Raw genomic sequence first — 20,827 nt, 5'->3', positions numbered from 1 at the left:
AAAGGAGCTGAAAACCACATGCAGTATCAAGGTGGTGAATTTGATGTTATCGTAATTGGTGCAGGTCATGCGGGCTGTGAGGCAGGCCTTGCAGCCGCTCGAATGGGAGCCCAAACGTTAATATTAACTTTAAATTTAGATGCAGTTGCGTATATGCCGTGTAACCCTTCAGTAGGAGGACCAGCCAAAGGGATAGTCGTGAGAGAAATTGATGCCCTTGGCGGGGAAATGGGTCGAAACATTGATAAGACCCATATTCAAATGCGTATGCTGAACACAGGTAAAGGTCCTGCAGTTCGCGCATTACGAGCACAAGCTGATAAGTTTATGTATCAGCATGAGATGAAAAATATAATTGAAGAAGAAGAAAACTTATTACTTCGTCAAGGCATGGTGGACCGTTTAATTGTTGAAGACGGAGTATGTAAAGGAGTAATTACAAATACAGGTGCAGAGTACCGTTCAAAAGCAGTCATTATTACAACGGGAACCTATTTAAGAGGGAAAATCATTCTCGGTGATTTAGCCTATGAAAGTGGTCCGAACAACATGCAGCCGTCTGTAAAGCTCTCGTATCACCTTCAAGAATTAGGGTTTGATATGGTTCGTTTTAAAACAGGAACACCGCCTCGTGTTAATAGCAGTACAATTGATTATTCCAAAACAGAAATTCAACCAGGTGATGATGTTCCACGAGCTTTTTCTTATGAAACAACAAAATACATTACCGATCAACTCCCTTGTTGGTTAACGTATACGAGCGAACAAACACATCATATTATTAATGATAACTTACATCGTTCACCTATGTACTCAGGTGTAATTGAGGGGACAGGACCGAGATATTGCCCTTCAATTGAGGATAAGGTGGTACGATTTAATGATAAACCGCGCCATCAAATCTTCTTAGAACCTGAAGGTAAAAATACAAAAGAAGTGTATGTTCAAGGATTTTCAACGAGCTTGCCAGAAGAAGTGCAATTAAAGATGTTAAAGACAATCCCTGGACTAGAAAACGTGAGAATGATGCGCCCGGGATATGCAATTGAGTATGATGCAATTGTTCCGACTCAATTATGGCCAACACTTGAAACGAAAAAAATCTCAGGGCTATTTACAGCAGGACAAATCAATGGAACATCTGGTTATGAAGAGGCTGCAGGGCAAGGTTTAATTGCAGGAATTAATGGAGCGAGATATTCCCAGGGAAAAGATGGACTTATTCTTGACCGTTCGCAAGCTTATATTGGTGTGTTAATTGATGACTTAGTAACAAAAGGTACAAATGAGCCTTACCGCTTACTGACTTCACGTGCAGAGCACCGCTTACTGCTGCGTCATGACAATGCTGATTTAAGGCTTACAGAAATTGGGCATAACATCGGTTTAATACCAGAAGAACGATATGAACGATTTAAAGAGAAAAAGCGACTAATCGAAGAAGAAAAGCAAAGGTTAGAAGAAGTGATGATCAAGCCGAATGAGGATGTTCAAGCATTGTTGGCCGATGCACAGTCTTCTCCATTAAGTGAGGCCGTTCGTGCAGTACACTTATTAAAGAGACCAGAAATTAAATATTCACTAATTGAAAAGATGGTTCCTGCAGATAAAGATATATCGGACGATGTTGCAGAACAAGTTGAAATTCAAGTGAAATATGAAGGTTATATTGAAAAACAATTACAGCAAGTAGAGCGAGCATTGAAAATGGAAGATAAAAAAATTCCGGAAGATCTCGATTATCATGCCATTTCAGGGTTAGCGACAGAAGCGAAGCAAAAATTAAGTCAAGTTCGTCCGTTATCCGTCGGTCAAGCTTCACGTGTTTCAGGTGTTAATCCAGCTGATATTTCCATCTTGCTTGTTTACTTAGAGCAAGGAAAGCTAGCAAAAGTAAAACCATCCTAATTGCATTTTGGAGGACCTATGAGTAAAGAACAATTTCAGCACATGTTAGAAGAGAAAGGGATTTCTCTTTCGCCGACACAACTTGAACAATTTGATCGGTATTTCCACACATTAGTCGAGTGGAATGAAAAAATGAACTTGACGGCAATAACAGAAGAGAATGAAGTGTACTTAAAGCACTTTTTTGACTCGATCTCCGCAGCTTTTTATTTTGATTTTTCGAAGCCATTTAAAATTATTGATGTAGGAGCAGGGGCAGGATTTCCGAGTATTCCATTAAAAATCTGCTTCCCGCATCTTCATGTGAGCATCGTTGATTCACTAAATAAACGAATCGGTTTTTTAAACCATTTAGCGGAAACACTGAACTTAGATAACGTATCTTTTTTCCATGACCGCGCTGAACTGTTTGGCAAAAATAAAGATCATCGTGAAAAATACGATATTGTCATGGCGAGAGCAGTAGCAAGAATGCCTGTACTTACTGAACTTTGTATGCCATTAGTTAAAGTGAATGGAACATTTATAGCGATGAAAGGCGCAGGGGCGAGTGAGGAATTGCAAGAGGGAAAAAAAGCAATCTCATTACTTGGCGGAAAGCTAGTGAAAGATGAGCGATTCCTCCTGCCGATCGAAGAAAGTGAACGTCATATTATAATAGTAGAAAAAGTAAAAACAACACCGAATAAGTATCCAAGAAAGCCAGGTACACCTAATAAACAACCACTAGTATGAGCAAGTCCGAAGGGGAGAGTTGTGGAAATAAAAGGTATAACACACAGCTCTTTTCTTTTAAGATTTATGCCAACTGATTTTGAAAGTGATGTTATAATTAATGTAGAAAAGAAAAAAGTTAAGTTATTATATTGAACGAAAGCTATCCAGTGTTTGTTTGCTTTATAAATTAATGATTAAAATATGGGCTTCAATATAGTTGGGAATATTTTACATATAATTATATTTAGTCAGTTTACTTGTTACGTATTCTCATAGATTAAGTGTTTCACGTGAAACACTTAATCTAGCAAGAAATACTTGACGTGAAGCTTCAAACCAAGATATAAAAGACTTATAGATATAAGCAGGAATATTGTATGATCTTATCGAAATAAATACTATAATAGACGGTATTATTCAGAAGGTGGTGTAAGGCGATGAAACAGCCGTTTTCACGCCTATTCGGCTTCGGAGAGAGAAATGAAGAAGAAGTGGAAACAGGTGAAAAAAAAGAAAGCGAAACTAATGAGGAAAGAGAAGAAGTAAAACAAATTCCTATTCATGAAATTGTTCCAAATCGGTTCCAACCACGTACTGTTTTTGATAATGAGAGAATTGAAGAATTAGCACAAACGATAAAAACACATGGTGTCATCCAACCCATTGTAGTAAGAAAAAGAGAAGATCAATATGAGTTAATTGCTGGAGAACGACGTTGGAGAGCGGTCACGAGTCTAGGATGGGAAACGATTCCCGCTATTGTTAAAGAATTTAATGATTCGCAAACAGCTTCAGTTGCATTGATTGAGAACCTACAACGTGAAGGTTTAACAGCTATTGAAGAAGCGATTGCCTATGCAAAGTTGCTTGAGTTACACGGATTAACTCAAGAAAGCCTAGCACAGAGATTAGGAAAAGGACAATCTACGATTGCAAATAAATTACGACTGCTTCATTTACCGCAGTCTGTTCAAGATGCAATTTTAGAGAGAAATATAACAGAGCGTCATGCAAGAGCTTTAATCTCATTAAAAAATGCGGAGTGGCAAGAACAGATCTTAGAAGAGATTATTGAAAAAGGCTTAAATGTAAAGCAGACGGAAGAACGGGTAAAAGCGAAATTAGAAGCTAGCGAGACTCCTAAAAAGAAAAAACCGAAACATAAATTGTATTCGAAAGATATGCGAATTGCGATGAATACGATTCGCCAGTCTGTCGATATGGTTATGAAAACAGGTTTAGACGTTGATACATCAGAAGAAGAAAATGATGAATTCTACCAATTTACGATAAGGATCCCTAAGAAATAATCTATCTAAACGATAGGTTATTTTTTTAGATTAAATGATGTCTAGCTTCAGGTGTCATGTGCTCGAAGTCGCTTCGCTCCATCCAAATTGACCAAAGCAGGTCGCTTATTGCTAGTCCCAAGCCTTTGTCACCAATAAGCGGACGCCTTTTGCTTTTCTTGTCCATAGCAGCACCCAGCGACTGCGAGACTTCGCCCACCTCCTTGTGATAAGTCAACATCAGCTCGTTATAGGAGAATTGAAGGAAAAAAGTAAAAATTTTAAATAAAAGAAAACAATAAAAACAATTCATGATAAAATAAAAAAATGAAGGGTGTTTTAGAGAAGAAAGAAGGTGTCAGGATGGGGAAGATCATTGCGGTGGCCAACCAGAAAGGTGGGGTTGGAAAAACGACAACAGCTGTGAATTTAAGCGCATGCTTAGCATATATCGGGAAGAAAGTTTTACTTGTAGACATCGATCCTCAAGGTAATGCTACGAGTGGTGCCGGGGTAGAAAAAGGCGATGTTGATCAATGTGTTTACGATATTTTAGTTGAAGATGTTCCTGCCAATGAAATAATAAAAGTAACGAATGTAGAAAATCTACATATTATTCCTTCAACCATACAGCTATCTGGTGCAGAAATTGAGTTGGTTCCAACTATCTCCAGAGAAGTTCGTTTAAAGCGAGCTTTAAACTCAGTAGCTGAAGAATATGATTATATGATTATTGATTGTCCACCTTCACTAGGCTTATTAACAATAAATGCATTAACTGCAGCTGACTCTGTACTAATTCCAGTTCAATGTGAGTACTATGCGCTAGAAGGGTTAAGTCAGTTATTAAATACAGTAAGACTGGTCCAAAAACATTTAAATACAGAATTAGAAATAGAAGGTGTCTTATTAACAATGTTAGACGCTAGAACAAATCTTGGAATCCAAGTCATTGATGAAGTGAAAAAATACTTCCGTGAGAAAGTTTTTCAAACGATTATTCCGCGAAATGTTCGGCTTGGTGAGGCACCTAGTCATGGACAACCTATCATTATATACGATCCGAAATCAAGAGGTGCCGAAGTCTATTTAGAATTAGCAAAGGAAGTGGTAGCTGATGGCCAAAGGGTTAGGTAAGGGGCTTCAAGCTTTTTTTCCCGAAGCAGCTAATGAAAAAGAAGAAAAGGTGCAAGAAATAAAGGTAAAAGATTTACGTCCGAATCCATATCAGCCACGTAAAAACTTTTCACAAAAGTCAATTGAAGAATTAAAAGAATCTATCCAAAATCATGGAATTCTTCAACCGCTAATTGCTAGAAAAAGTATAAAAGGATATGAAATTGTCGTCGGTGAAAGACGATATCGTGCAGCGATTGAAGCGGGGCTTGAAACGGTACCAGTTGTTATAAGAGATTTATCAGAAGAGAAAATGATGGAGTTAGCTCTTATTGAAAATTTACAACGGGAAGATTTAAATCCGATTGAAGAAGCGATTGCTTATGAAAAGTTAATGCAGCATATGCAAGTGACACAAGAGCAGCTAGCTATTCGATTAGGTAAAAGCCGTCCCCATGTAGCCAATCATCTTCGACTCCTGCAACTGCCAAATGTCGTGCAACAATTTATTCAAGACGGAAAACTGTCAATGGGACATGGTCGTGCCTTGCTAGGGTTAAAAGATAAAAGCTCACTATCACGGCTTTTAGAAAAAGTATTGCAGGAAAAGTTAAGTGTACGTGAGTTAGAAAAGCTTGTCCAAAGAATTAACGAAAATGTTTCACGTGAAACAAAGAAAGATAAAGACACAAAATCACCATTCTTAAAGTCAAAAGAGGAATCGCTTCGAAACTTTTTTGGTACATCGGTTACAATAAAAAAAGGCAAGCGAAAAGGAAAAATAGAAATTGATTTTTTCTCAGAAGACGATTTAGAGCGGATATTAGTTTTATTAGATAGAGAAACTGAATAATAGATAGTGGAAAGAGTCATCATCTACTGATGGCTTTTCTTTGTCTTTTTAAAACCGATATGGTAAGTAATAGATGGTAGAAACAAACACTATCTAAACTTATATAAGTGAACATCAGATTTAATAAAGTATATAGTAAGTAGGTGAAAATTATGAATTATATTTATTTTGATCAGGCAGCCTCATCTTTTCCAAAGCCCGATAAAGTAGGGCAAGCTGTTTTAGAAGCCATTAATGAATATGGTGCCAATCCGGGAAGGGGAGGGCATTCATTAGCCGTACGTGCCAATGATGTTATTTTTACCGCCCGAAAGAAAATCGCTGCTATGTTTGGGGAGAGAAATCCAGCGAATGTCTGTTTTTATTTAAATGCAACACAAGCGTTAAATCAGGCCATCCAAGGCATTTCATTTGAAGAAGGGGACCATGTTATCTCAACAAGTTTTGAGCATAACTCGGTTCGACGTCCGTTAGAAATGCTTAAAGAAACGAAAGGAATTGTTATTTCCTATATACAGCCAGATGGAAATGGCAGTACAATGTTAGAATTATTAGAAAACGAGATTAATAATAGAACAAAAGCAATAGTTGTTAGTCACGGCTCAAATGTGACTGGAAACATTTTTCCAATAGGTGAGTTTGGAAAACTTGCTAGTGAACGAAATCTATTGTTTGTGGTAGACGCTTCACAGACAGCAGGTGTACTTCCAATCGATATGAAAGAAATGAAAATTGACTTACTAGCTTTTCCAGGTCATAAAGGGTTAATGGGACCACAAGGAACAGGTGTCCTCATTATTAGAGATCATGTTGACTTACTTCCATTAATTTATGGGGGAACAGGAAGCCATTCTGAAGAAATTGGTCAACCGCTAAAAAGACCTGAGCGATATGAAAGTGGAACATTGAATACGCCTGGTATTGCAGGGCTTTTAGCTGGAGTAGAGGAAATTAATTTAGTCGGACTGGACCATATTTTCGAACATGAAGCGAAACTTACTACATATTGTTTAGAAAAGTTAACTCAAATTGATGGTATCCGTATATTAGGCCCGGAGGCAGGTATACCAAGGTTAGCGGTCATTTCGTTTACCATTGAGGGAATGGATGTTCATGAAGCAGCCATGATCCTTGATCAACATTACCAAATTGGGGTACGGTCTGGGTTGCATTGCTCACCACTTGCTCATTCCTTAATGGGTACTGGTGAAGTAGGAGCAATTCGTGTCAGTTTTGGGCTTTATAACACAATAGAAGAAATTGATCGGTTTATAGAAGCCATTAAAGAGATAAAATCTTTCTTTTAGAGGATGTTCAAAAAGTCTAGGAAAAATCTCTCGCGGTAGAAGATCTTCGACAAAGCCCCCACGTCCTGTGGAAGCTCGTTGGTTTGCGCTGCATTCCACAGGTATTAATACCATACGCTGTGGTACTCGCAGCTGCACCGCCTTGACCTGGATCTTTTTGTCCTCCTTTTTGAACACGCACTTTTAATTTTAATAAAGATAAAGAAAGAACAAAATAGAGGGTGGAGAAACGATGGTTTTATTAGGAACAATCGTCAATGGATTGGCGATTATACTTGGAGCAATTTTAGGATCAATGGTTAAAAATATTCCAGAAAAGGTCAAATCAACGGTCATGCAAGCTATATCCTTAGCTGTTATTGTTTTAGGTGTTAGTATGGGATTAAAAAGTGATCAGTTTTTAATTGTTATTGGTAGTTTAGTCGTGGGGGCATTACTCGGTGAGAGATGGGATTTAGAAGAGAAACTTAATCGTTTAGGCAAGTGGTTAGAAAAAAAAGTAGGGGCCAAAGAAAATGGAGGAATTGCCAAAGGGTTTGTGACCACAACTTTAATCTATGTAGTAGGGGCCATGGCAATCATCGGCGCCTTAGATAGCGGGTTACGCGGTGATCATTCTGTTTTATATACAAAGTCAATGCTCGATGGGTTTTCTGCCATCATCTTTACTTCAGCTCTAGGTATAGGAGTTATATTTTCAGCAATTCCTGTAATGATTTATCAAGGTGGAATTGCCTTATTTGCAACACAAATCGATCGCTTTATTCCCGCCGAATTAATGGATACTTTTATTGTGGAAATGACAGCAACGGGTGGAATTATGATTATAGCAATTGGTTTAAATATACTTGGTTTAACTCAAATTCGTGTAGCTAATTTACTACCTTCCATATTAGTTACAGCTTTATTAGTGACTTGCGTCTATTATTGGAACTCGATTATTGCGTTTTTATCTTTTTTTGGATAATAAGAAAAGCGCAAGGTGCCTGTTTATCGGCGACAAGCGCTGGAGGGCTAGCAATAAGTGTCTTGCTCTATAGACACGTTTGATGGACCGAAGCGACCTCGAGCTGATGGCACCTGGAGCTAGACTAGAAAGGCGTAAGGTGCCCGTTTATCGGCGACAAGCGCTGGAGGACCAGCAATAAGTGTCTAGCTCTATAGACACGTTTGAAGGACTGAAGCGACCTCGAGCCGATGGCACCTGGAGCTAGACATCTTCGAATTTTATGCTTTTTTATCACAATAAAGAAACTCATCTATTACAGATGAGTTTCTTTTCGTTCTCGGAGGAAAATACTAGGTTTTAATGATTGTAGAAGACTTGATTTTTGCTCGGTCCGTTCAGAGAGAGTATGATCGGTGAGGTGTAAGCTTGAAGCAACAAGATTGGCCATTTTCATGACGGTATGCAGTCGTGTGTTTTGAAGGACAAAGTATTCCATCATACCCCCGACATTAACGATACCGGTAATATGAATATTACCAACTTCCGGTAACTTCTTGTTTACAGCAGCACCTGGTTTAACAGGTCCCTTTGCCACTGTAATATGGCCAACACTAGTTAAACGTCCAAGACAAGCATCGATACCAATGATATAAGGATTTCTATGATTCTGGTCGATTTCTGCTAGTTTTTCTTCCAAGTTAACAGCATGAACAGGGTATTCGAGAGTGCCGTAAACAGTAAACTTAGATAGTCGTTTTTCTGCTAGTTTCGTACCAATTAAAGGCCCTAAGGAATCTCCTGTCGAACGATCTGTACCAATGCAAACAATGACAAGCTCCCGATGTGAATAGGGGCTTAATAGTTCAGCTAGTTGCTCTGAAATCGAAAGTCTTGCATTCGGCTCATCCATATGAAAACGAGAAGGAGGAGCTTTTTTAGGGAAAATATTTCGATTAAGAATCATATATCTCTCTCCTTTGCAATAGTAGTAACAGTATACGGATATTTTTTCCTTTCTATACATAAAGAGAAAAGAAAAGGTAGTAAAGATATAGAGGCATGGAAACTATCCTTTCTGTTTTGTTAAAAGTACAAGCATTGGAAGGAGAGACATTGAATTGGTAACGAATGGATTGAAATGGTTATTTTTGATTATTGGAACAATGATCGGAGCTGGATATGCATCAGGAAGGGAACTTTGGGAATTTTTTGGGAGTGAAAGTGGACTAGCAATTATATTATTTGCCATTTTGTTTATTGTGAGCTGTACGGTAATTTTAAAGATTAGCTACAAGTCTCAATCTTCACACTACATTCCTGTTTTACAAACGTTGATGGGAAAACAGTTTACTAAAGTATATGATGTAATGATTGTCCTTTATTTATTTTCTACAACGGTGATCATGCTTGCAGGTGGGGGAGCTACATTAGAAGTCATTCATCTACCGTATTGGTTTGGAATTGGTATTATTTGTGGATTGTTAATTTTGCTGTTTGTCTGGGATACAAAAGGAATGACTTCAATGAATGCATTTGTTATTCCAATCTTAATCATTTGTTTATTGTCGGTATTATTTGCTTTTCAATATATGAAAGGCTTCCCATTTGAAATGTCACTTAGTGAACAAAGAAACTGGCCAGCTGCCTTAACGTTTACCGCTTTAAACATATTGCCTCTTATTGCGGTTTTGTCAGCGATAGGAAAAGAAATTAAACACGAGGGAGAGATTTGGATTGCTAGTATTGGCAGCGGGGTTATTCTAGGAAGTATTTCATTCTTATATAATGAGTCGCTACTTCAGGTCGCTGGAGAAATTATTCTTTATGAAATTCCGCTTTTTGCCATTCTAAAGCATTATCCATACTTTATGGTTTTACTAATGTCAGGGTTGCTATGGATAGCAATTTATACAACAGCAGCTGCTGGTGTCTTCGGATTAGTATCGAGGTTTAGAGAGTATGTAAACTTACCGGTTTGGCTGCTTGCATTGCTACTCTTAATGACAATGGTTCCACTCACGACGTTTGGTTTCTCAACACTTATTTCAATTTTATACCCTTTGTATGGAATATTAAATTTATATGTTTTAGCCTCGATCCTCCTTTATCCTATTTTAAGAAAAGGAACATTTAGCAAATAATTAACAAACATTATTCCTTCTTTTCATTAAAGTAGTGTATAATAACGTAAAAATGGACGAACGTCTCTTAGGAGGAGTCGATTCATGAGCGATAAACAGTTTGAAATCAATGATGTTGTAGAGATGAAGAAAGCACATCCATGTGGAGAAAATCGTTGGAAAATCATTCGCATGGGAATGGATATCCGTATAAAATGCCAAGGTTGTAACCATAGTGTCATGTTACCGCGGAAAGAGTTCAGCCGAAAATTAAAAAAGATCATTGAAAAAGCGAACAATGATTAGAGGACAGGAAGTTGACTATCTGTAAAATGTAGAACCCTTGCGTATTGAGATCGACAGTGATTTACTAAATCTCAATACACGAGGGTCTGCTGATTGTCAGCTTCTTGTTTTTTTATGGAACTATCTCTATAATTGTGAAGGGTATAAGATGTAAATATAATGGGCGAAAATATGCAATTTTTTCACTTTATTAAGACTACCTTAATAGTGGAGTAAAGTATAAGAAAAGACATCGCCTTTCGCCATCTCTGGCGATAAGACGTGTCTTTCTAAAATCTAAAGGAAGTGATGACCGATGGCTTTAACAGCTGGCATTGTCGGCTTACCGAATGTTGGTAAATCGACATTATTTAATGCAATTACTCAAGCAGGAGCAGAATCAGCAAATTACCCTTTCTGTACGATTGATCCGAATGTAGGAATGGTTGAAGTACCAGATGTTCGTCTTAACCGATTAACAGAACTTGTTCAACCGAAAAAGACAGTCCCAACGACGTTTGAATTTACAGATATTGCAGGGATTGTTGAAGGAGCAAGTAAAGGTGAAGGGTTAGGAAATAAATTTTTATCTCACATTCGTCAAGTAGACGCGATTTGTCATGTTGTCCGTTGCTTTGAAGATGAGAACATTACTCACGTTGCCGGACGAGTAAACCCTATTAATGATATTGAAGTCATCAATTTAGAATTGATCTTAGCTGATTTAGAATCAGTTGATAAACGAATTGACCGCGTAGGAAAAATGGCGAGACAAAAAGATAAAGAAGCGATGTTAGAGCATGAGGCACTATTAAAGCTTAAAGAAGCATTTGAAAATGAAAAGCCAGCTCGTAGTGTTGAACTAACAGAAGCAGAAGAAAAAGTAGTATATGGACTTCATCTATTAACGATGAAACCGGTACTATATGTTGCTAATGTAAGTGAAGAAGACTTACTTGGCGGCGATAATGAGTATGTGAAAACAGTAAAAGAGTTTGCAGCTAACGAAAACTCAGAAGTTATCGTAGTGTGTGCAAAAATTGAATCAGAAATTGCTGAGCTAGACGGTGATGAAAAAGCGATGTTCCTAGAAGAGCTAGGAATTGAAGAATCTGGGTTAGATCAATTAATTCGTGCATCTTATCACCTTCTAGGCCTTCGTACGTACTTCACGGCTGGTGTACAAGAAGTTCGTGCATGGACAATTAAACAAGGAATGAAAGCACCACAAGCAGCTGGAGTTATTCATTCGGACTTTGAACGTGGATTTATTCGTGCCGAAGTTGTGGCTTACAATGACCTTGTTGAAGCCGGGTCTATGACAGTAGCAAAAGAAAAAGGGAAAGTTCGTTTAGAAGGAAAAGAGTATATTGTTGAAGATGGCGATGTTATTCATTTCCGTTTTAATGTTTAATAATATAAAGTAAGTATTCAAAAAGGAGGACAAAAAGAGCCGAGAAGATCGAGGAAGTGCAGCCTCCGAGCACCACAGCGTATGTAGGTAATACGTGAGGAGCGGAGGAGCAAGCTGACGAGCTACCACAGGATGTGGTGACTTCGACGTTCCCACAGGACGTGGGGCTCTTAGTCGAAGTTCATCTAATGACAGCTATTTTTCCCGGACTTTTTGAATATCCTTTTAAAAGCTTGTATAGTACAAGCTACTCTGGTATAATGATTCAATGTGAGTAAATGACATTAGTTTTTTGCTCCTTGCTCCACAAAGATGGAGCCGTTAGACCAAAAGGAGGTGACGAGGAATGCGTAAATACGAAATCATGTACATTATTGCGCCAAACCTTGATGAAGCTGCTACAAAGGAGCTTGTTGAGCGTTTCAATGGCGTTTTAACTACTAATGGTGCTGAGATCGAGAAGGTTGAAGAAAAAGGTAAGCGTCGTTTAGCTTACGAAATCAACGACTTCCGTGAAGGTTATTATGTTTTAATCAACGTAATGGCTAACCCAGAAGCGATTGCTGAATTCAACCGTCTAGTTAAGATCAACGAAAACATCATTCGTTTACTAATCGTTAAAGACGAACAATAATAGACGATAATAACGAGAGTACAGAAGGGTAACTTTTGACTCTCTCTAGAAGAAGTGAAATATTGGGAGGGGTTCTGATGATTAACCGTGTCGTCCTTGTCGGGCGTCTAACAAAAGACCCAGAGTTACGTTATACGCCTAATGGTGTAGCAGTAGCGAATTTTACCCTTGCTGTGAATCGACAGTTTTCGAATCAGCAAGGAGATCGAGAAGCTGACTTTATTAACTGTATCGTCTGGAGAAAGCCTGCTGAAAATGTAGCAAACTTCTTGAAAAAGGGTAGTCTTGCTGGAGTAGAAGGTCGTATTCAGACACGTAGCTATGATAATAATGAAGGTCGCCGAGTTTATGTGACAGAAGTTGTAGCTGATAGCGTACAATTTCTTGAGCCAAAAGGTTCAGGCGGTGGTGGCGGTGGCGGTTCTCAAGGCGGAAACGACTTTTATAGCCGTGGACCAGCACCAACTGGCCAAGGAGGATACGGTCAACAGAATCCTAATCGTAACCAATCTCGATTGGACGAGGATCCGTTTGCATCAGATGGTAGTAGCATCGACATTTCTGATGATGATTTACCATTCTAATCGTAAACAAATCTCCCGATGACTTGAAAAATATGGGTAGTATATATAAAAATCTAATAAAGAAGGAGGAATTACAATGGCTCGTAGAGGACGTGGACCAAAACGCCGTAAAGTTTGTTACTTTACAGTAAACAAAATCGAGAAAATCGATTACAAAGATACAGATCTTCTTAAGAAGTTCATCTCAGAGCGTGGTAAAATTTTACCTCGTCGTGTAACTGGAACTTCTGCAAAATACCAACGTCAATTAACTACTGCAATCAAGCGCGCTCGTCAAATCGCTTTATTACCGTACGTTAATGAAGTTAACTAATTAACTTAAAAGGCATGATAGAGATCACTCTCTGTCGTGCCTTTTCTTATTCTAGGCTGTAGGAAAGCCAATTGTTGGTGATTGAGGTGAATCGGGATGGAATTCATTTTACCTTATTGGACATAACAACATCGGAAGTTGTTAAAGGAGATCCTGTTTTAAATGCAAACGACCGAAGAAAAGAGGTACAATATAAAAAGGGTCATTAGAATAGGCTGTTTTCGCATAAATTGTTGCTATTTTGACCAAACTCTTAGAAGGTGCTAAAATACTGCCATAGGAGGGGTTTTAGGATGTGGAAAGACGTTTATGCCGATTTCTCGGATTTGCCAAAACACGAGCAACAGAAGTTGTTTAACCTTATAAAAGAAGAATTCTTCTCTAATGCGGATGAAGATATGAAAGATGCGTTTACATCTATTAGAGAAACGCGCTTCAATGAAGGGTTAGGTTGTGTTCATTGTGGAAGTGTGAAAGTGAAACGTAACGGCAAATACAGAAACAGACAAAGGTATCTTTGTCGCGATTGCGGTAAGTCTTTCAACGACTTAACGAACACCCCTATTTCGGGAACTCGGTACATCGGGAAGTGGTCAACCTTTTTTAACCTAATGGTTGAAGGATACACCTTACCAAAAATTGCTGAAAGACTTAGTATCCACATATCTACTGCATTCTACTGGCGACACAAGGTACTCTTCGCTCTTCGTTCATTAGGATTTCAGACTTTAAAAGGTATCGTTGAAAGCGACGAGACCTTCTTCAAGGAGTCTTTAAAAGGGAGTGAAGTGGTTGATAGAAAGCCAAGAAACGTGGAGGTAAAGATAAGAAGAGAGGGATTAGCAACCTTAAAATTGCTGTTGTGGTGGCACAAGACCGTAATGGACAAGTGGTTGCTCAAAAAGCTGGCACTGGGCGTGTTAGGGCTGAAGAAATTGATGCGGTTATTGGGGACTTTATCTCCCCATCTTCTTTGCTATGCACAGATACTGCAACGAATTATAAAAAGTTCGCTCTTATGAAGAACCTTAAACACGAAACTATTAACCTAAGCAAAGAGGGGTATGTTAAAAAAGGCATATACCATCTTCAACACGTCAACAGTTACCATAAACGTTTGAAAGATTGGATGCGACGGTTCCAAGGTGTGGCAACCAAGTATTTGGATAACTATCTTTACTGGTTTAGCTTCCTTCAACAGAGCAAGAAAATGGCGACCAATGAGCGAGTAAACCAAATGCTATTAAGCGCTTGCCAGAAATCCAATTTGATTACGGTCAATGACTTGCGTCAGATGTAAAAATAGCCACTCCCCAAAGGAAGCGGCTGTGCCCGTTATTGAACTAACGCTTTCGTTAGCTTAATTAGAATAGTTAAGTTACTTTAAATGTTTCGTACAGTTATACAAAATACAATCCCATTTTTCTTCTGTATTATTTAAAATAGTAATAGATGTATTATCGATATATGTCTTTTGGAATTTCTGTGGCAGTAATCGTTGTAATGTTAAACCGATTAAAGCACCGTGGCTGACTACCAATATTCGTTTCCCTTTATATGTACAAACTATTTCCTCTAAAAAATCTCTTCCTCTGTTAGATACGTCTTCAAATTTTTCCATTCCAAGTTCTAAATTACGCCACTTTCCACCCCATAGTTTAACCCTTTCTTCCTCTGTTGTTCCTTCAATTTCCCCACAATTTATTTCTCGAACCCTTTCATCAATATGACTAATAGGTAAATCTATTTTACTTCCAATAATTTTTGCTGTTTCAATCGCCCTCGATAAGTCACTTGTAATTATCATATCCCATTTTTCTTCTTGAGATAGCCTATCTCCAATATCAGATGCTTGCTTTCTTCCAATCTCATTTAAAGGAATATCTGATACTCCTTGTGCCTTTCCTAAAGAATTCCATTCAGTAATTCCGTGTCTAATTAGTCCTATTGTGGTCATTCTCCCACCCTTTTTTATATATCTATATTCAATTTAGGTTGTTCCACTAACCTGCTCCGTTAGTTGAAGAAGAGCTATACATCTAATAATACCATAAAATAGTAAATTTATCCCTTTTATATTCTAATAGCAACAAAGTTTACGAAAACAGCCTTAGAATAAAAACGGTCTTTCACTTTCTTTATCTTTAGTTGAAACTAGGGTAAAATAGATGAGATAAAAAGAGAGGTGAAAATGTGAAGAAAACAAAAGCCTTAACAGAAGGAGCATTACTAGCAGCACTGTTTGGCATCGGTGTAATCGCACTCATATTTATACCATTTGTTTCAATGGTACTCATTTGGTTTATGCCTGTTCCATTTATCATTTATGTCCTTCGACATGGTTTAAAACCTGGTATTTTATTTTGGACAGTAACGTTATTTATAACATTTATTATAGCTGGATTACCTGGGCTTCCCATTCCGTTATTGTTTGGATTAGGTGGTTTAGTAACAGGTGAATTGTACCGAAGAAATAAGTCTGGATTAGCAGTGTTACTAGGTGGTAGTTTAACGTATATTGTTAGTATTATCGTCCTTTTCATTATGAGTATTGCTTTGTTAGGAATACATCCATTACATACGACGCAAGAGTTAATGCGTCAATCGATCGAAACTGCTGAAAGTATGTTAGCAGGGATTGGCCAAGACCCTGGGGAACAATTAGAAGCTTTCCAAGATTTAATTGATATGCTTGGTCAATTAGGTCCATTATTAATTATATTAATGGGAGTAACGACAGCCTTATTAACACAACTATTTTCAAGACTCATTGTTAAACGGTTTTATCCAAAGGTTCCATCTCTTCCACCGTTTAGAGAGTGGACGTTTCCAAAGTCCTTTTTATGGTATTATTTAATTGTATCGATTCTGGTTTTAATAGGAGTACCTGAAACTTCATTTATTTACACTGTACTAATTAATCTGTTTCCTTTACTTACATTTGTTATGACCATTCAAGGGTTATCTTTTATCTTTTATTATTGTTATGTCAAAGGTGTTCCAAAAGTGGTCCCTATTTTAATTACTGTGTTTACCCTGCTCTTACCAATGTTTCTAGTGATGGTAAGAATATTAGGTATCATTGATTTAGGTTTTGAATTACGGAAACGAGTAAAAAAGTAAGGGTTAGGAATATAAAGTAGGAGTTGACAATATGCCTAAGTTCTTGATGAAACGGTGGCATGGTTATCACGTAGTTTCCTTGTTTACTGTAGCAGTGCTTTTTATTGGAATATTAACATACTATCAATGGCAACTCGGGATCATTGGCTTCTTTATGTTAGGTGTTTTACTTATTTATACGATTCAAGCGAGAATTTCTTTCGAAAAGCAACTTGAAGAGTACATCTCAACGCTTTCGTATCGAATAAATAAAGCAGGTGAAGAAGCAGTTGTAAACTTGCCAGTAGGAATATTACTTTATAATGAGGAACGCGTCGTGCAATGGGTTAATCCGTACATGAATCATGTATTCGGAGATACGTTCATTGGAAAGCCATTAGAAGACCTATCTGAACACCTTCTATCGATTATAGAAGAGGAAAAGGAAGAAGGTCTGATTTCACTTAAAGAACATTTTTTTCATGTCGAATATAAAAAAGATGAACGGCTGCTTTATTTCTTTGATGTAACTGAAACCGTACAAACAAAAGAGATGTACGAAGAAGATCAAACAGTGATTGGGCTCATCTATTTAGATAATTATGATGAAGTTACTCAAGGTATGGATGATCAAGTCCGAAGCAAATTGTCGAGTCAAGTCACGGCAACATTAAACAAATGGGCGAGTGAATACGAAATTTTACTTCGACGAACAGGTTCTGATCGGTTTTTAGCCATTTTTAATAAACAAACACTTAGTTTAATCGAAAAGACCAAATTTGGAATTCTTGATGAAATTAGGGACGTTACTGGAAAAGAAAAAATTCCAATTACTTTAAGTATAGGAATTGGTAGTGGTGATGGGACGATCCGCGAACTTGGAGCTCTTGCCCAATCGAGTTTAGATTTAGCACTCGGTCGTGGCGGGGATCAAGTAGCGATTAAAGAAAAGAACGGTAAAGTTCATTTCTATGGCGGAAAATCAAATGCGATGGAAAAGCGTACCCGTGTTAGAGCACGTGTAATCTCCCATGCTTTACGAGACTTTGTTGTGGAGAGTTCTAAAGTGATTATAATGGGACATAAAAACCCGGATATGGATGCAATTGGTGCTGCCATTGGAGTTTTAAAAATTGCTGAAGTTAATGGAAAAGATGGTTATGTCGTCTTAGACAGGGATGAAATACATTCAGATGTTCAAAAATTAATGGAAGAAATAGAAAAGCATGATCACCTTTGGTCGCATTTCATTACACCAGAAGAAGCTGTGGAAATGGCAAATGACCAAACACTTCTTGTTGTGGTTGATACTCATCGACCATCGCTTGTCATCGAGCCTAAACTTCTAGATCGTGTAGATCGAGTAATTGTCCTCGACCATCACAGGCGGGGTGAAGAGTTTGTCACGGATCCGGTTCTAGTGTACATGGAGCCCTATGCTTCTTCAACGGCTGAATTAGTTACCGAGTTACTAGAATATCAACCAAAGAAACTGAAAATGGATATTCTCGAAGCGACAGCCTTATTAGCTGGAATTATCGTTGACACAAAGAGCTTTGCTGTTAGAACAGGCTCACGTACATTCGATGCGGCTTCTTTCTTAAGAAGAAATGGAGCTGATACCGTTCTCGTCCAGAGACTGCTTAAAGAAGATATCGATCAATATGTACGACGAGCGAAGTTAATTGAGTCGGCGATTATTTACCAAGATGAAATAGCGATTGCAAAGGCGGCGGAAGATGAGGTTTATAGTCAAGTCTTAATCGCTCAAGCAGCAGATACTCTTTTGACGATGGATGGTATTACGGCGGCATTTGTGATTTCAGCGCGTCAAGATGGACGAATTGGGATTAGTGCTCGTTCATTAGGAGAAATAAATGTCCAGATCGTCATGGAGCAATTAAAAGGCGGCGGGCATCTAACGAATGCAGCTACACAATTAGATGACACTTCATTGGATGAAGCTGAAGATTTATTAAGAGCTGTATTAGACGAATATTTAAAAGGGGGAAGTTAATAATGAAAGTTATATTTCTTGCGGATGTAAAAGGTAAAGGGAAAAAAGGAGAAGTAAAAAATGTTGCTGAAGGGTATGCACGTAACTTCCTATTCCCACAAAACTTAGCTGTTGAAGCTTCACAAGGGAATGTTAAGAACCTTGAAGCACAAAAGAAAAGTGAGTCAAAAAAAGCTGCTGAGGAATTGGCAGATGCACAGAAATACAAAGAAGAACTTGAAAGCATCACTGTAGAAATTAAAGCGAAAAGCGGTGAAGGTGGTCGTTTATTTGGAGCTGTTTCTACTAAACAAATCGCTGAAGAACTTGCAAAAATGAAGAAAAAGGTAGATAAGCGTAAAATTATGCTAGATGAGCCAATTCGTGCATTAGGTTTTACGAATGTTCCAATTAAAATTCATCCTGAAGTTGTTGCTACTGTAAAGGTTCATGTAACTGGACAATAAAATTAAACTAAAATGACAAATACACAATATACAAAAATGGTTGATTTTAATAATCAACCATTTTTGTGTTTTATGGTAGAATATATGTCTAAGAAGAATAGAAAAAAGACGTTGCATAATAAATAAAAATTATAAAATAAAAATAGATAGATTTTTATAAGCGTTAAGTTCAGGAGAGGAGGATTTTAATGAGTGATTTATTTGCTGACCGTACCCCTCCCCAAAATATTGAAGCGGAGCAGGCAGTACTTGGGGCCATTTTTATAGAAGAACAGGCTCTAGTTACTGCCTCAGAACGGTTAATACCAGAAGATTTTTATCGATCTGCACATCAACGAATCTATGAGGTTATGCTCAGTCTCGCAGAAAAAGGAGAACCCGTTGATTTAATTACGGTTACCTCAGACTTACAAGATCGCAATTGGTTAGATGATGTAGGTGGAGTTTCTTATTTAAGTGATTTAGCGAATTCCGTTCCAACAGCAGCAAATATTGATTACTATAGTAGAATTGTCGAGGAAAAATCGCTATTAAGAAGACTAATTCGTGTGGCTACAAATATTGCTGCCGATGGATATACGAGTGAAGATGAAGTAGATGCGATCTTAGATACAGCAGAAAAAACGATTCTGGATGTCGCCCAGCGTAAAAATTCAGGAGCATTTATTGCTATAAAAGATGTACTTGTTGAAACGTATGATCGAATTGAAGCGCTTGAAAAGCAAAGTGGAGAAATTACCGGTATTCCTACAGGGTTCGTCGAACTCGATCGGATGACAGCCGGTTTCCAGCGTAACGATTTAATCATTGTTGCTGCCCGTCCCTCGGTAGGTAAAACCGCTTTCGCCTTAAACATTGCGCAAAATGTCGCGACAAAAACAGATGAGAATGTTGCAATCTTTAGTTTAGAGATGTCAGCTGGTCAGTTAGTTCAACGTATATTATGTGCGGAAGGAAACATTGATGCACAAAAGATGAGAACGGGACAGCTAGAACCTGAAGATTGGCAAAAGTTAACGATGGCGATGGGGAGTCTGTCTAAAGCAGGAATATATATTGATGATACACCTGGTGTTAAAGTTAATGACATTCGTGCGAAGTGTCGTCGTCTCAAGCAAGAGAAAGGCTTAGGAATGATCTTGATTGACTATTTGCAACTTATCCAAGGAAGTGGAAGAGGCGGCGAAAATCGTCAACAAGAAGTCTCTGAAATTTCTCGTACATTAAAGGCCATTGCCAGAGAATTAGAAGTTCCAGTAATCGCTCTTTCACAGTTATCACGTGGTGTAGAATCAAGACAAGATAAACGACCGATGATGAGTGATATTCGTGAATCGGGAAGTATCGAGCAGGATGCCGATATCGTTGCCTTCTTATATCGTGATGATTACTATGATAAGGAATCTGAGAATAAAAATATCATTGAAATTATTATAGCCAAGCAACGTAACGGTCCTGTTGGAACAGTCGAGCTTGCTTTCGTAAAAGAGTATAATAAATTCGTTACCTTAGATAGACGTCATGATGAAAGTAGTATTCCACCTGGAGCATAACGATTAAGGTTAACAATAATCAATGACACAAAACCCATGCTGAAACAGCATGGGTTTTGTAGTAGTGAGGAAAACTGAATTATGAGTAGACTGGCTTTAACTTGATGTTGTGGCTTCATTCTTCATTCCAAATGATCTTCACTAACGAATTTAACAAGTTTTAACGAACAAATTAATAAAAAATATTAAATAATGTTCGGGTTTTATTGACTTTAAGGAT

Annotated in this window: 21 protein-coding genes and 1 pseudogene; 18 read left to right on the top strand and 4 right to left on the bottom strand. The window is 37.9% G+C overall.

What is annotated here, in order from left to right; translation table 11 throughout:
• Positions 1-18: 18 nt before the first annotated feature.
• The 3 genes from mnmG to noc all read left to right on the top strand — a co-directional run bounded on the left by mnmG (position 19) and on the right by noc (position 3,935).
• Positions 19-1,908, top strand: coding sequence for a tRNA uridine-5-carboxymethylaminomethyl(34) synthesis enzyme MnmG (mnmG, locus tag AC2VNP_RS11340; RefSeq protein ID WP_486917428.1), 1,890 nt, complete (start codon positions 19-21; stop codon positions 1,906-1,908).
• 18 nt (positions 1,909-1,926) lie between these two features.
• Positions 1,927-2,643, top strand: a complete 717-nt coding sequence (rsmG, locus tag AC2VNP_RS11335; RefSeq protein ID WP_486917427.1) for a 16S rRNA (guanine(527)-N(7))-methyltransferase RsmG — start codon at positions 1,927-1,929, stop codon at positions 2,641-2,643.
• 419 nt (positions 2,644-3,062) lie between these two features.
• A complete protein-coding gene (gene noc, locus AC2VNP_RS11330; RefSeq protein ID WP_486917426.1) occupies positions 3,063-3,935 on the top strand; it encodes a nucleoid occlusion protein in 873 nt (290 codons plus the stop codon).
• 25 nt (positions 3,936-3,960) lie between these two features.
• Here noc and AC2VNP_RS11325 read toward each other — a convergent pair whose 3' ends face one another.
• On the bottom strand, positions 3,961-4,101 hold the full coding sequence (locus AC2VNP_RS11325; protein ID WP_486917425.1) for a hypothetical protein: 141 nt from the start codon (positions 4,099-4,101) through the stop codon (positions 3,961-3,963).
• Between the two features lie 176 nt (positions 4,102-4,277).
• On the opposite strand from AC2VNP_RS11325, the gene AC2VNP_RS11320 reads away from it, so the two are divergent.
• The 3 genes from AC2VNP_RS11320 (at position 4,278) to AC2VNP_RS11310 (ending at position 7,190) form a co-directional block, all read left to right on the top strand.
• Positions 4,278-5,051: a ParA family protein gene (locus tag AC2VNP_RS11320; protein WP_486917441.1), complete on the top strand. Its 774-nt coding sequence runs from the start codon at positions 4,278-4,280 to the stop codon at positions 5,049-5,051.
• On the top strand, positions 5,032-5,883 hold the full coding sequence (locus AC2VNP_RS11315; protein WP_486917424.1) for a ParB/RepB/Spo0J family partition protein: 852 nt from the start codon (positions 5,032-5,034) through the stop codon (positions 5,881-5,883). Before AC2VNP_RS11320 ends, AC2VNP_RS11315 begins: the two co-directional genes overlap by 20 nt.
• Before the next feature lie 152 nt (positions 5,884-6,035).
• Entirely contained in the window at positions 6,036-7,190 is a 1,155-nt protein-coding gene (locus tag AC2VNP_RS11310) for an aminotransferase class V-fold PLP-dependent enzyme (RefSeq protein WP_486917423.1), read from the top strand.
• Positions 7,191-7,206: 16 nt separating this feature from the next.
• Here the strand turns inward: AC2VNP_RS11310 and AC2VNP_RS11305 are convergent, their stop codons facing one another.
• On the bottom strand, positions 7,207-7,371 hold the full coding sequence (locus AC2VNP_RS11305; protein ID WP_486917422.1) for a hypothetical protein: 165 nt from the start codon (positions 7,369-7,371) through the stop codon (positions 7,207-7,209).
• 51 nt (positions 7,372-7,422) lie between these two features.
• On the opposite strand from AC2VNP_RS11305, the gene AC2VNP_RS11300 reads away from it, so the two are divergent.
• Complete coding sequence (locus AC2VNP_RS11300) at positions 7,423-8,157, top strand: DUF554 domain-containing protein (protein ID WP_486917421.1); 735 nt, start codon at positions 7,423-7,425, stop codon at positions 8,155-8,157.
• Positions 8,158-8,452: 295 nt separating this feature from the next.
• Here the strand turns inward: AC2VNP_RS11300 and yyaC are convergent, their stop codons facing one another.
• Positions 8,453-9,103, bottom strand: coding sequence for a spore protease YyaC (gene yyaC, locus AC2VNP_RS11295; RefSeq protein ID WP_486917420.1), 651 nt, complete (start codon positions 9,101-9,103; stop codon positions 8,453-8,455).
• Between the two features lie 154 nt (positions 9,104-9,257).
• Here yyaC and AC2VNP_RS11290 point away from each other — a divergent pair, with 154 nt between their 5' ends.
• The 7 genes and pseudogenes from AC2VNP_RS11290 (at position 9,258) to AC2VNP_RS11260 (ending at position 14,789) form a co-directional block, all read left to right on the top strand.
• The gene (locus AC2VNP_RS11290) at positions 9,258-10,280 is read left to right on the top strand and encodes a YkvI family membrane protein (RefSeq protein ID WP_486917419.1); all 1,023 of its coding nucleotides are present in this window, start codon (positions 9,258-9,260) and stop codon (positions 10,278-10,280) included.
• A gap of 84 nt (positions 10,281-10,364) precedes the next feature.
• On the top strand, positions 10,365-10,565 hold the full coding sequence (locus AC2VNP_RS11285; protein ID WP_486917418.1) for a DUF951 domain-containing protein: 201 nt from the start codon (positions 10,365-10,367) through the stop codon (positions 10,563-10,565).
• A gap of 295 nt (positions 10,566-10,860) precedes the next feature.
• Complete coding sequence (ychF, locus tag AC2VNP_RS11280) at positions 10,861-11,958, top strand: redox-regulated ATPase YchF (protein WP_486917417.1); 1,098 nt, start codon at positions 10,861-10,863, stop codon at positions 11,956-11,958.
• Positions 11,959-12,304: 346 nt separating this feature from the next.
• A complete protein-coding gene (gene rpsF / locus AC2VNP_RS11275; RefSeq protein ID WP_275118759.1) occupies positions 12,305-12,592 on the top strand; it encodes a 30S ribosomal protein S6 in 288 nt (95 codons plus the stop codon).
• Between the two features lie 77 nt (positions 12,593-12,669).
• The gene (ssb, locus tag AC2VNP_RS11270) at positions 12,670-13,176 is read left to right on the top strand and encodes a single-stranded DNA-binding protein (RefSeq protein ID WP_486917416.1); all 507 of its coding nucleotides are present in this window, start codon (positions 12,670-12,672) and stop codon (positions 13,174-13,176) included.
• 76 nt (positions 13,177-13,252) lie between these two features.
• Positions 13,253-13,489: a 30S ribosomal protein S18 gene (gene rpsR / locus AC2VNP_RS11265; RefSeq protein ID WP_209125205.1), complete on the top strand. Its 237-nt coding sequence runs from the start codon at positions 13,253-13,255 to the stop codon at positions 13,487-13,489.
• A 293-nt stretch (positions 13,490-13,782) separates the two neighbouring features.
• Positions 13,783-14,789 (top strand): annotated as a pseudogene (locus AC2VNP_RS11260) (IS1595 family transposase).
• Between the two features lie 78 nt (positions 14,790-14,867).
• On the opposite strand, the gene AC2VNP_RS11255 reads toward AC2VNP_RS11260, so the two are convergent.
• The gene (locus tag AC2VNP_RS11255) at positions 14,868-15,446 is read right to left on the bottom strand and encodes a histidine phosphatase family protein (protein ID WP_486917415.1); all 579 of its coding nucleotides are present in this window, start codon (positions 15,444-15,446) and stop codon (positions 14,868-14,870) included.
• A gap of 236 nt (positions 15,447-15,682) precedes the next feature.
• On the opposite strand from AC2VNP_RS11255, the gene AC2VNP_RS11250 reads away from it, so the two are divergent.
• The 4 genes from AC2VNP_RS11250 to dnaB all read left to right on the top strand — a co-directional run bounded on the left by AC2VNP_RS11250 (position 15,683) and on the right by dnaB (position 20,607).
• Positions 15,683-16,612, top strand: a complete 930-nt coding sequence (locus AC2VNP_RS11250) for a YybS family protein (protein ID WP_486917414.1) — start codon at positions 15,683-15,685, stop codon at positions 16,610-16,612.
• 31 nt (positions 16,613-16,643) lie between these two features.
• Positions 16,644-18,608 carry a DHH family phosphoesterase gene (locus tag AC2VNP_RS11245; protein WP_486917413.1) on the top strand — a complete coding sequence of 655 codons (1,965 nt, stop codon included), beginning with the start codon at positions 16,644-16,646 and terminating at the stop codon, positions 18,606-18,608.
• 2 nt (positions 18,609-18,610) lie between these two features.
• Positions 18,611-19,054, top strand: a complete 444-nt coding sequence (gene rplI, locus AC2VNP_RS11240) for a 50S ribosomal protein L9 (protein WP_486917412.1) — start codon at positions 18,611-18,613, stop codon at positions 19,052-19,054.
• 188 nt (positions 19,055-19,242) lie between these two features.
• On the top strand, positions 19,243-20,607 hold the full coding sequence (gene dnaB, locus AC2VNP_RS11235) for a replicative DNA helicase (RefSeq protein ID WP_486917411.1): 1,365 nt from the start codon (positions 19,243-19,245) through the stop codon (positions 20,605-20,607).
• The last annotated feature ends 220 nt before the right edge of the window (positions 20,608-20,827 follow it).

The organism is Alkalihalobacterium sp. TH-98 (assembly GCF_057473385.1).
The sequence above is the reverse complement of the archived record's forward strand: the minus strand, read 5'-3'. Positions and strand labels throughout refer to the sequence as shown.

Coding starts and splice junctions, on each gene's coding strand:
- mnmG (WP_486917428.1), top strand. CDS start 19: ATGCAGTATCAAGGTGGTGAATTTGATGTTATCGTAATTGGTGCAGGT.
- rsmG (WP_486917427.1), top strand. CDS start 1,927: ATGAGTAAAGAACAATTTCAGCACATGTTAGAAGAGAAAGGGATTTCT.
- noc (WP_486917426.1), top strand. CDS start 3,063: ATGAAACAGCCGTTTTCACGCCTATTCGGCTTCGGAGAGAGAAATGAA.
- AC2VNP_RS11325 (WP_486917425.1), bottom strand. CDS start 4,101: ATGGACAAGAAAAGCAAAAGGCGTCCGCTTATTGGTGACAAAGGCTTG.
- AC2VNP_RS11320 (WP_486917441.1), top strand. CDS start 4,278: ATGGGGAAGATCATTGCGGTGGCCAACCAGAAAGGTGGGGTTGGAAAA.
- AC2VNP_RS11315 (WP_486917424.1), top strand. CDS start 5,032: ATGGCCAAAGGGTTAGGTAAGGGGCTTCAAGCTTTTTTTCCCGAAGCA.
- AC2VNP_RS11310 (WP_486917423.1), top strand. CDS start 6,036: ATGAATTATATTTATTTTGATCAGGCAGCCTCATCTTTTCCAAAGCCC.
- AC2VNP_RS11300 (WP_486917421.1), top strand. CDS start 7,423: ATGGTTTTATTAGGAACAATCGTCAATGGATTGGCGATTATACTTGGA.
- yyaC (WP_486917420.1), bottom strand. CDS start 9,103: ATGATTCTTAATCGAAATATTTTCCCTAAAAAAGCTCCTCCTTCTCGT.
- AC2VNP_RS11285 (WP_486917418.1), top strand. CDS start 10,365: ATGAGCGATAAACAGTTTGAAATCAATGATGTTGTAGAGATGAAGAAA.
- ychF (WP_486917417.1), top strand. CDS start 10,861: ATGGCTTTAACAGCTGGCATTGTCGGCTTACCGAATGTTGGTAAATCG.
- rpsF (WP_275118759.1), top strand. CDS start 12,305: ATGCGTAAATACGAAATCATGTACATTATTGCGCCAAACCTTGATGAA.
- ssb (WP_486917416.1), top strand. CDS start 12,670: ATGATTAACCGTGTCGTCCTTGTCGGGCGTCTAACAAAAGACCCAGAG.
- rpsR (WP_209125205.1), top strand. CDS start 13,253: ATGGCTCGTAGAGGACGTGGACCAAAACGCCGTAAAGTTTGTTACTTT.
- AC2VNP_RS11255 (WP_486917415.1), bottom strand. CDS start 15,446: ATGACCACAATAGGACTAATTAGACACGGAATTACTGAATGGAATTCT.
- AC2VNP_RS11245 (WP_486917413.1), top strand. CDS start 16,644: ATGCCTAAGTTCTTGATGAAACGGTGGCATGGTTATCACGTAGTTTCC.
- rplI (WP_486917412.1), top strand. CDS start 18,611: ATGAAAGTTATATTTCTTGCGGATGTAAAAGGTAAAGGGAAAAAAGGA.
- dnaB (WP_486917411.1), top strand. CDS start 19,243: ATGAGTGATTTATTTGCTGACCGTACCCCTCCCCAAAATATTGAAGCG.